The sequence below is a fragment of the Brotaphodocola sp. genome (assembly GCF_983179755.1).
The window spans coordinates 33,970-44,524 of record NZ_CFAHBC010000024.1; the positions used below are offsets into that span (position 1 = coordinate 33,970).

A 10,555-nucleotide genomic window follows, 5' to 3' on the forward strand; every position below is an offset into this window, starting at 1 on the left:
CTGTCTTCCCTTCTCTCAACTCCACAAAATTTCACCATTTTCATTTTTATCTTTCTTGGCGATTCGCACGATTCGCAAATCATTTCTCACGTCATTCAAGTCGCTCGACTGCACGTCTCACAAGAACTCCCGCCAAGTGTCTGCGGTACTGCGCACTTCCACGCAAATTGCTGTCTGTCACAATCTCCGCTCTCACCTTTTCAGAAATTGCCTGCGCCAGATCTGCATTCTGCTTCTGCAACTCCTCCACAAACTGCGCCGACACGCTCATCAGGACTGCTCTTGCCGGGCGAGCGCCAATCGCAATGCGGTAGCTTCCATCCTCCTCCCTTGCCGTCGCACATGTCAGAACCGGAAAATCCGTCTTCGTGTTCCGGACGGACTGATAGCAGAAATCCGCATTTTCTTTATGTACAATCACTTTGACGAGGATGTCTCTTCCCGCTCCCTCGCGCGCAAACGTCTCAAGCGGGACGATTCCGCCCTTGTACAGCTCGACTTCCGTCTTCATCGCCAAAAACATCGTCAAGACATCGGAAAATCCAAATCTTCCAAAAATGCTTCCGCCAACGGTTGCCAGATTGCGAAACTGCACACCAACAATGTGGCGCACTGACTCCCGAACCGCTCCATCTGTGTAGGCTTCAAGTCCCGCATGAAGCTCCAAATCGCGCAGAGTCACCATCGCACCAATCTCAAAGCGATCCTCCTTCTCCTCAATCTGATTTAAACCAAGTCCGGACAGATCAATCGCAGTTCCGACTCTGCCATGTCCCATTTTCAGCCAGAGCATTCCTCCTATTACCCGATTTGGCTTTTTCTGATTCAGCTCCCAGGCTTCCTCAAGGTTCTCCACCCGCCTGTACTCCCGGATTGTCATCATAATCGTGATCTCCTCTTATCTTTTTCTCTTGTCTTTTGTCTTTTTCTTTTATCTTTATCTTTTTCTTTTATCTTTCCCACATGTTTTCTTTGTTTCTTTTCCAGAACATTCTAAACCTCACTCTATTATATCTTTCATTTTAACATACTTTCTGCTATAATACCGTTGTTGTTTTATTTCTACAACGAATTTTTTTACTGTTCACGCATTGCGCAAACAGTAAAAAATCTTTTCAAAAGAGGGAGAACATTATGAAAAAGAACATCAAACAGTTATCGGCAATTTTTCTGTCTATGGCACTTGCATTTGGCACGACCGCGTGCGGAGGAAATGCTGGTTCCGTTTCTTCATCTGCTGAGACTTCTTCTGAGGTAGCTTCTGAAACAGCCGCTGAGACGAGCGCTGAGAATACCGCTGAGGAAACCGCTTCGGCAGACAGCACAGACGCAACTGTCACCTATCCGCTCACCGTCACCGACCAGCTCGGACGTGAAGTCACGATCGAGAAAGAGCCGGAGTCTCTTGTGAGTGGTTACTATATCTCCACCAGCCTGATGATTGCACTCGGACTTGACGAGAAACTCGTCGGTGTAGAGGCTAAGGCTGACACCCGCAACATTTACAAGCTCAGCGCACCGGAGATTCTCGATCTTCCGAGCGTTGGAACTGCAAAGGAATTTGATTTAGAGGGATGCGCATCCCTGAATCCGGATCTCGTGATCGTTCCGGCAAAATTAAAGGATTCGATCCCGGCAATGGAGGAGCTTGGTCTCACCGTTCTCGCTGTAAAACCAGAGAACCAGGATCTGCTCTTTGACGCCATCGATCTGATCGATCAGGCTACGAACACGGTTTCTGAGGGTGAAAAGTTAAAATCTTACATCACAGACTCTCTTGACAACTTAACCGAGACCTTAAGCTCTGCTGAAGACACCCCGTCTGTATACCTCGGCGGAAACAGCGCTCTGCTTGAGACTGCCGGTCCGGCTATGTATCAGTCCAGCCTGATCGAGAATGCAAAGGGTGCAAATGTTGCAGCCGAGATCAGCGATTCCTACTGGGCAGAGGTTTCCTACGAGCAGATCCTCTCCTGGAATCCGGACTACATCGTTCTGGCCTCTGATGCTTCCTACACGACCGATTCCGTCCTCACTGACAGCGCACTTGCAGATTGCAACGCAGTCAAGGAGGGACAGGTTGTAAAACTTCCTGATGAGATCGAGTCTCTCGACTCTCCGGTTCCGGCAGGCTTCCTTGGAAGCATCTACCTTGCTTCTGTTCTTCATCCGGACCTTGTCTCCGAGGAGGACTATCAGAAGACCGCCAGTGATTTCTATGAAACCTTCTACGGTTTCACCCCGGAAGTAACTGCACAGTAAACACCGAACAATCCGCATAAACAATGCAAAATTTTCACGATTTTCGCTTTCATATTTTTGACAAGCATCGCAGGACACATTGCTTGCGATCAAACAGAACCACACTGCTTGCAGGGATCTCTTCCCTGCTTGTGTGTGCGTCCTTTTTTACAGCCATCCTGATCGGAAAATATCCGATCTCCCTCACTGCACTTCTAGCGGGGGACAGGATGGCTATTCGTACATTTTGGATTCTTCGTCTGCCCCGCGCACTCATGGCACTCTTCGGAGGATTTGGACTCGGCATTGCAGGATTTGTCTATCAGACCATCTTTGGAAATCCTCTTGCCTCCCCCGACATCATAGGAGTCTCCTCAGGCGCAAGTGCCGGTGCTGCCTTTGCGATCCTCTTTGTCTCCTCAGGCATCGTCGGGACAACCGTCTTTGCCTTTGTCGGAGGACTTCTCGCTGTGTGCGTCTCTCTCGGACTCTCCGCCCTTGCTCCGGGAAAAAGTCGTTCCTCGATCGTCCTTGCCGGAATCGCCGTACATGCACTTGCGCAGACGATCCTGATGTTTCTGAAGCTGACTGCCGATCCGGAGAAAGAACTCGCGTCAATCGAGTACTGGATTATGGGAAGCCTTGGCGGGGTCACCCTCTCCAAGATTCCTTTTTCGATCGCAGCCATCTGTCTGTGCTCAGCTCTGATTTTCGCGCTTCACCGTCATCTTCTGATGCTCTCCGTGCACGAGGAGGAAGCACGCATGCTCGGGATCTCGGTCGGAACGATGCGGATGGCGCTTTTGTTTCTCGCAACGTTTGCTGTCTCCGCCGTCGTCAGCGTCACCGGTCTGATCAGCTTCGTCGGTCTCCTCGCCCCGCACACAGCAAGGATACTCTGCGGGCATAACCGGCGCTCCTGCTGTTTTTTGAGCGGTACGATCGGCAGTTTTCTTCTGCTCACCGCAGACACGCTTGCAAAAAGCATTGCCAAGACCGAACTTCCGATCAGCATCTTCACATCTCTGCTTGGCGCTCCGTTTCTGATTTATCTGATTCTTGCAAAAAGAGAGGAGGATACCCGATGACAGGGACATTTCCACACCCATCCCACGATCCTGCACCCTCTCTTGAATCAGTTTTTGAATCATCACCTAAATCATCCGACTCTTCTCCGGTCTTCTTCGCAGATCACCTTAGGGTCTTGCGGGGAGGTCACCCGATTCTCAACGACCTCTCGTTCTCGATCGAATCGGCAGGCACAATGACCGGACTGCTCGGCGCAAACGGATGCGGAAAGACGACACTGATTCGCACAATCTGCCAGGATCTTCCTCACTCTGGAAGCTGTAAACTGAACGGTTCTGTCCTGGAGGGTCTGTCTGTCCGCAATCTTGCGCGTCAGATCAGCTACATTCCTCAGCAGACGGGAATCTCAATCTCAATGTCTGTCCTCGATGTCATTCTGATGGGCTTTCATCCTATGCTCAAACTGTTTGAACAGCCCTCTGCCATGATGCGAGAGCAGGCATACACCGCGCTCTGCCAAACTGGAATTGAGAATCTTGCCGATCGGGATTACCTGACACTCAGTGGCGGGCAAAAACAGCTTGCGATTCTTGCTCGGACTCTCGTCGAGAACACATCTCTGTTGCTCCTGGATGAGCCGGACAGCTCTCTCGACTTTCCAAATCGAAGTTCGATGCTCCGCCTGATTGCCGAGACGACAAAAAATCACAACAAGACGACTCTCGTCTGTCTTCACAGCCCCGATCTCGCCCTGCAATTCTGTGACCAGATCCTGCTCTTAAAAGACGGGAAGGTCTCAGCATGCCTGCACCCCAAAACTGATTCGGATGAACAGATGGAGAAGGCGTTCGCCGAAATCTATGGTCCGGTTCGCCTCCTTCGAATTTCAAAAAATCAGGTGGAACCAGATACGCAGGATCGCCTTGTTCTGCTCCTGCTTTAATTATGAGGATTATTTTATGAAACCTATGATTCGCATCTGCCTCTGTGATGAGGAAAATAAACGATTTTTCGGAGAGGGACCCTGCCGTCTCCTCCATGCGATCGAGGAGACCGGTTCTCTGCGCTCCGCCTCTCTCTCAATGGAAATGGCATACACAAAAGCGCTTCAACTGATCCGAAATGCCGAGCGTGAACTTGGATTTCCTCTGACTGTCAGAAAAACCGGTGGAAAAGGAGGCGGTGGAAGCTGTCTGACCCCGGAAGCAAAGGAGTTTTTGCATGAATACGAAGCCTATCGTGATGCCTGCATTCAGGCCTGCACCGAGCTCTATTCTCAGAGCTTTTCAAAACAGTAAAAAAAAGCATCTGCTGATCACCGGAAGCCGAGGTGTCGGGAAAACAACTCTCTTAAACAGCCTGCTCCCTCTCCTTTTTCCTCTCCTTCCTTCAGATAATTCCGATGATTCTAATGATTCTAACGCTGATACATCTTTGAAGATTCCGGGATTTTCAACCCATGCAATCCCGAAAACCCGTGTCGAGATCCACGATCGAATCTCCGGAAAAATCGGTATCATCGGCACATTTTCTTCGGACCTCGCCTCCCAGAGCGAAATTCCATCCGGATGCCAGATGCAACCCCATCCGGACGGTTTTCTTGAAGTTGGAATCCCGGCGCTTCAACACGCGATCTCGATGAGCACAGAGAAGGCGCCCTGGGCAGTTCTCGATGAGATCGGCTATCTTGAGACCTCGTGTCCACCGTTTCTCAATGCTCTCGTCACTCTCTTTGACACAAGACCTGTCATTGCTGTGATTCGCAAGCAATCTCTACCGTTTCTCAATGAACTCAAACGTCGACCGGATGTCTTCGTGATTGATCTCGACGAACCTGTACTTCCGATCGGCTGTGTAATCATGGCTTCCGGTCTTGGCAAACGCTTCGGCTCTGACAAGCTGATGGCTTCCTTTCAGGGCAATCCCATGATTTCACAGATCCTTCAGGCAACCTCCTCTGCTCTCTTTGCGAGCCGGATCGTTGTCACACGCTCGAGAGCCGTCCAGACTTTTTGTGAGATTGCTGACATTCCCGTCCTCTTTCACGAATTTCCAGATCGCAACGACACAGTTCGCCTCGGTTTGACCACACTCTTGCAATCACACCCAAACCTTTCAGGCTGTCTCTTTGCGCTCGGTGACCAACCGCTGTTAAGCCGAGAGACCTTGGAGTCTATGGCAATCGCCTTCTCTCAAAATCTCGTTGCCCGATCTTGCGAAAGCGAAAAAGCAATTTCAGCAAAAAAAGGACCGGGTATCTTCCGTCTGTGTTTTGAAGAAGATCCAGATGTTACTCACCCGAATCCTTCTGTCACAGTCGGAAGCCCTGTCCTTTTTTCAAATTCTTTTTTTGAGGAGCTCCTCACCCTTCCCAAGGGAAAAGGGGGGAATTTCGTGATCCGAAATCATCCTGAAGCCGTTCATCTGATTTCCGCCCTCAGCCCCTATGAACTCATGGACGTCGACACCCCGGAAGATCTGAAGTTTCTTCTTGATCATGCAGGTTTAAATCTTTCATCACATTCATCCACGTAAGCTCTGTCCTTCGGATAATTCCGGTTTGCTCCCCCTTCCCACTCTTCTTATTTTTCATCTGCCGGGAGCAGGATGTTTAAGAGAATCGCTACAAATGCTGCCGGAACGATACCGGAGCCACCGAACACAAGCTGAATTGCCTCCGGCATTTTCGAGAGGATCGTCGCGTGCGCACCCATTCCGTATCCGACACCGAGTGCGACCGACACAATCGTCAAGTTGCGAGGAGTCATTTTTTCTCTCATAATCAGCTGGATTCCGCTGACCACGATCGAGGAGAACATCATCACCGCTGCTCCGCCGAGTACTGCCTGTGGCATGATCGAGACGATCGCTCCGAGTTTCGGGAAGAGACCGCAAAGCACAAGGAAAACAGCTCCGGTTGCAAGTGCCATGCGGTTGACCACCTTTGTCATCGTCACAAGACCAACGTTCTGGCTGAACGAGGTATTCGGGAGTACGCCGAAAAGGGCTGCAAAAGTAGAACCGATGCCATCACAGATCACACCGCCTGAGAGTTCCTTGTCCGTTGCCTCGCGATCCATTCCGCCTTCCATCACACCGGAAATGTCACCAACAGTCTCCACTGCGGTTACGACAAACATGATGAGCACCGGAAGAATCGCGCGAAGATCAAAGACGAGCTTGACTGGCATCAGCGCCGGAATGCTGAACCAGGATGCCTGAGCAACCTTATCCCAGTTTAAGACCCACGCCTTCGTGTACTCCGTTCCATCAACGGCAACGGCGGTATGCGGAAGCACGATTCCCATAATTATCGACGCGATATATCCCGCAATGATTCCGATCAGAATTGCAGATGAGCTTGCAAATCCCTTTGTGCCATGCTTAACCGCAAGAATTACAACCAGAACAAAGATCGCAAGAAACATATTTTCCGCAGATCCAAAATCCTTTGCACTGCTTCCGCCACCGAACGAGTTAATCCCGACTGCAATCAGAGAAAGTCCTATTGAGAGCACAACGGTTCCGGTCACAACGGACGGGAAAAATTTACGAAGCGGTTTTAAGAAAAATCCGAGCACACTCTCAAACAGACCGCCGAGCACCGACGCTCCCATAATTGCGCCGTAAGCGAGAACGCCTCCACCCATCGATGCAGCAACACTGTTGAAAACACCGATGAATCCAGAACTGGTTCCCATGATGATCGGCACTTTTCCGCCAACCGGTCCAATCGCAAACAGCTGAACCAAGGTCACCAGACCTGCGACTAGCATCGCATTCTGCAAAAGCTCCACCTGAAGATAAGCCAGATCGCTTCCTCCCGTGATTCCGCAGGCTCCTGTGATAATCAGAAGTGGGGTCAGGTTTCCGACAAACATTGCCAGCACATGCTGTAAACCAAGCGGAATCGCCTGGCTCAGTGGCATTTTCGCCTCAAATTCGTATGCTGGACCTTCCAGTTTCTTTTTCTCACTCATATCTTCTCCTTTTTTTGATTGGAAATGCGCATGGCATTCCAGAATGAATTATGAATTGTAAAATCGCACCCATTATACGAGATAATTTTTTTCATGTAAAGACTTTTTTGTCGAACACTGAGTTTTTCTGTCTGTTTTTTCATCGTATTTTTTCCACAACCGCTTTTTGATTGCTTTTCCTTCTGATTTTGTTTATAATATTTTTGCTGTTATAAAACGGCTGACGAAAGGATTTATTTATGAAAAAACGAGATTCGTTTCAAAGTAGCTGGGGATTCATCCTCGCCTGTATCGGCTCTGCCGTCGGAATGGGCAATATCTGGATGTTTTCCACCCGAGTTTCTCTCTACGGGGGCGGTTCTTTCCTGATCCCCTATTTTCTCTTTATCGCACTGATCGGATTTACGGGCGTTATCGGTGAGATGGCTTTTGGACGTGCCACAAAATCCGGTCCGATCGATGCCTTCGGTTCTGCCTGTGAGCGCCACGGCAAACGCAATATCGGCGAAGCACTCGGCATGATCCCTGTTCTGGGTTCTCTTGCAATGGCAATCGGCTATACCGTCGTCATGGGATGGATCTTAAAATATGCAATCGGCGCATTCACCGGTTCGATTCTCGCACCGGACAACCTCGATGGATTTGCCTCCACCTTTGGAAGCATGGCTTCCGCCTTTGGAAACAACTTCTGGCAGATTCTCGCCCTGGTCTTCTGTATGTTGATCCTGATGCTCGGAATTGGCGGTGGGATCGAGAAGGCAAACAAACTGATGATGCCGATTTTCTTCTTTCTCTTTGTGATCCTTGGCATCTACGTTGCTTTCCGCCCCGGTGCAACGAAGGGATACCAGTATATTTTTCAGATTGATCCAGTCAAACTCGCCGATCCGAAAACATGGATTTTTGCACTCGGACAGGCATTTTTCTCCCTCTCTGTCGCAGGAAACGGAACTCTGATCTACGGTTCTTACCTCTCCGATCAGGAAAATATTCCATCCTCAGCAGGGCGCGTTGCCTTTTTCGATACGGTCGCAGCGATGCTTGCCTCCCTCGTCATCATTCCAGCGATGGCAGCTGCCGGAGCACAGCTCAACCAGGGTGGCCCGGGACTTCTCTTCATCTATCTCCCGCACTTGATTCAGGCAATGCCGGGAGGTCGACTGATTGCGATTGTCTTCTTCACCGCAGTCCTCTTCGCCGGTATGACCTCTCTTCTGAATCTCTACGAGGCACCGATTGCCACCGTGCAGGAAAAGCTCCACCTCGGACGTGTCCCTGCCTGTGCAATCATTGGAGTCATTGGCGTCGTTGTCTCTCTTCTGATTCAGGGAATCGTCTCTGACTGGATGGATATCCTCTCCATCTATATCTGTCCGCTCGGAGCCGGACTCGCAGGAATCATGTTTTTCTGTGTCTGCGGAAAATCCTATGTGGAGACAGAAGTCAACCGCGGACGAGACAAAGCCTTCACCAGCTTATTTCTTCCGGTCTGCCGTTACCTCTACATTCCGATCTGCTTCTTTGTGCTGATTCTCGGAATCGTTCTCGGCGGAATCGGATAAACTTTTGACCGAAATCTGGATCTCCGTCAAAAACTGTTTCGAATCGTCCATCATTCCCTCATCAATCAACGTGATCTCTCTGGAAAATCCATTGACTTTCAGACGATGTTCCTTCAGGTAAACAAGAAGCCTCCGATCGTAGTCGGGGGCTTCTTTGTAAGTTCCGCAAAAACGGACAACCGCGCAGATTCCTGCCGGAATTCTTGCAACTTCTCCAATTTATAACAGCTTTCTTTTATTCATTTTCATTGCACCGTTTCCGTTTCCTTCTTTCTCATCCACCTGTATGCAAACAGACAGATCACAACGGAGACGAGAGAGCCGCAAGCTGTCGCCAGTCCCATCGGAAACAGCGTTGTCGGAAACATCACTGACATCAGGTAAACGCCCGGCACGCGCACAAGCACAATCGCTGTGATGTTGTGCAGAAACGAGAGTTCTGAGCGTCCATAAGCACAGAAATATCCGCTGAAACTGAAATGAATTCCCGCAAAGATACAATCCCAGATATATCCACGAATGTACTGCGCGCCCTGTGCCACAACAGCATGATCAGACGTAAACATTCCAACCACATTTTCTGCCATAAATTGAATCCCCACAGACACACAGACTCCAAAGATCACTGCAATAAGAATCGCATCGAAGAGCGTCTGTCTCGCCCGTTTCTTCTCTCCTGCACCGATATTCTGCGCACAGAGAGCAGAAACCGTGGAAAGCATTGAGGATGGCACAAGGAAGAGGAAGCTGATGATCTTCTCCACGATTCCTACGGCTGCCGAATCAGTCAGTCCTCGCCGGTTTGCAATGATTGTGATGATGATAAAGGCGACCTGAATCAGACCATCCTGCAAAGCAATCGGAACTCCGATCTTCAAGATTGCCCCCATTGCATTGTGATTTGGCTTAAAATCTGTTCTGCTGACGGAAATTCCCGTCTTTCTCCTCATAATCACAGTCAAAGCAATCACAACACTGATCGTCTGGGAAATTGTTGTTCCAAATGCAGCTCCCGCCGGTCCCATCTGAAAATATCCCATAAAGAGATAATCAAGAGCAATATTCGCTACACAGGCAACCGCAATGAAATACATCGGACTCTTAGAATCTCCGATTCCGCGGAAAATCGCACTGATGATATTATACGCCGTGATAAATGGAATTCCGATAAAACAGATCGTCAGATACGTCACCGTTCCGGAAACAGCCTCCTCCGGAGTGGACATCACACTGACAATCGGTCGCACAATCATCAGCAATCCTACTGTGAGTGCTACGGAAACACCCATAAACAGAATCGCCGTATTTCCCACTGCGGAAGATGCCTTTTTCTGATCTCCCGCACCGATTGCATGACCGATACTCACCGTCGTTCCCATCGCAAGCCCCACAATCACAACCGTCAACATGTGCATAACCTGACTACCAATCGAGACTGCCGTGATCCCTGCTACCTGATCAAACTGTCCAATGATAAAGAGATCCGCCATCCCGTAAAGTGTCTGAAGAAAATAAGACAACAAATACGGCAGAGCAAAACAGACAATACTCCCAAGTACACTTCCCGATGTCAGCTTGTTTTCTCTTTTATTCATCTCATTTTCTCCTTTATCCATTTTAATTAAAAAAACAAAAAGGCGCTTGAATCTGCGGACGCGTCACTGGCGCGTCCTTGATATGCAAAGCAAATAAAAAAGAATGTGCCCTGGCGCATTCTCGCGCCGAGGCGCGGTTGCTTCGGCA

10 protein-coding genes are annotated in these 10,555 nt (G+C 49.6%); 6 read left to right on the forward strand and 4 right to left on the reverse strand.

Annotated elements, in window-relative coordinates; all coding sequences use genetic code 11:
- Positions 1-91: 91 nt before the first annotated feature.
- The gene (locus tag AC4EVX_RS09510) at positions 92-883 is read right to left on the reverse strand and encodes an FAD binding domain-containing protein (RefSeq protein WP_177976655.1); all 792 of its coding nucleotides are present in this window, start codon (positions 881-883) and stop codon (positions 92-94) included.
- 251 nt (positions 884-1,134) lie between these two features.
- On the opposite strand from AC4EVX_RS09510, the gene AC4EVX_RS09515 reads away from it, so the two are divergent.
- The 5 genes from AC4EVX_RS09515 to AC4EVX_RS09535 all read left to right on the forward strand — a co-directional run bounded on the left by AC4EVX_RS09515 (position 1,135) and on the right by AC4EVX_RS09535 (position 5,805).
- Entirely contained in the window at positions 1,135-2,262 is a 1,128-nt protein-coding gene (locus tag AC4EVX_RS09515) for an ABC transporter substrate-binding protein (protein WP_177976654.1), read from the forward strand.
- 83 nt (positions 2,263-2,345) lie between these two features.
- Positions 2,346-3,329, forward strand: coding sequence for a FecCD family ABC transporter permease (locus AC4EVX_RS09520; RefSeq protein WP_490160085.1), 984 nt, complete (start codon positions 2,346-2,348; stop codon positions 3,327-3,329).
- Positions 3,326-4,213: an ABC transporter ATP-binding protein gene (locus AC4EVX_RS09525; RefSeq protein WP_490160086.1), complete on the forward strand. Its 888-nt coding sequence runs from the start codon at positions 3,326-3,328 to the stop codon at positions 4,211-4,213. The genes AC4EVX_RS09520 and AC4EVX_RS09525 overlap by 4 nt, the downstream gene beginning before the upstream one ends.
- Positions 4,214-4,229: 16 nt before the next feature.
- The gene (locus AC4EVX_RS09530; protein WP_177976651.1) at positions 4,230-4,568 is read left to right on the forward strand and encodes a winged helix-turn-helix domain-containing protein; all 339 of its coding nucleotides are present in this window, start codon (positions 4,230-4,232) and stop codon (positions 4,566-4,568) included.
- Between the two features lie 136 nt (positions 4,569-4,704).
- Entirely contained in the window at positions 4,705-5,805 is a 1,101-nt protein-coding gene (locus AC4EVX_RS09535; RefSeq protein WP_490160087.1) for an NTP transferase domain-containing protein, read from the forward strand.
- 47 nt (positions 5,806-5,852) lie between these two features.
- Here the strand turns inward: AC4EVX_RS09535 and AC4EVX_RS09540 are convergent, their stop codons facing one another.
- On the reverse strand, positions 5,853-7,250 hold the full coding sequence (locus tag AC4EVX_RS09540; RefSeq protein WP_490160088.1) for a uracil-xanthine permease family protein: 1,398 nt from the start codon (positions 7,248-7,250) through the stop codon (positions 5,853-5,855).
- A 239-nt stretch (positions 7,251-7,489) separates the two neighbouring features.
- Between AC4EVX_RS09540 and AC4EVX_RS09545 the strand changes: the two genes are divergently transcribed.
- Entirely contained in the window at positions 7,490-8,812 is a 1,323-nt protein-coding gene (locus tag AC4EVX_RS09545; RefSeq protein ID WP_177976648.1) for a sodium-dependent transporter, read from the forward strand.
- Here AC4EVX_RS09545 and AC4EVX_RS09550 read toward each other — a convergent pair.
- Complete coding sequence (locus tag AC4EVX_RS09550; RefSeq protein WP_490160091.1) at positions 8,726-9,031, reverse strand: GyrI-like domain-containing protein; 306 nt, start codon at positions 9,029-9,031, stop codon at positions 8,726-8,728. The genes AC4EVX_RS09545 and AC4EVX_RS09550 overlap by 87 nt on opposite strands.
- A 26-nt stretch (positions 9,032-9,057) precedes the next feature.
- Positions 9,058-10,407 (reverse strand): MATE family efflux transporter, encoded by a 1,350-nt coding sequence (locus AC4EVX_RS09555; RefSeq protein ID WP_490160089.1) that lies wholly within the window; start codon positions 10,405-10,407, stop codon positions 9,058-9,060.
- Positions 10,408-10,555: the final 148 nt, after the last annotated feature.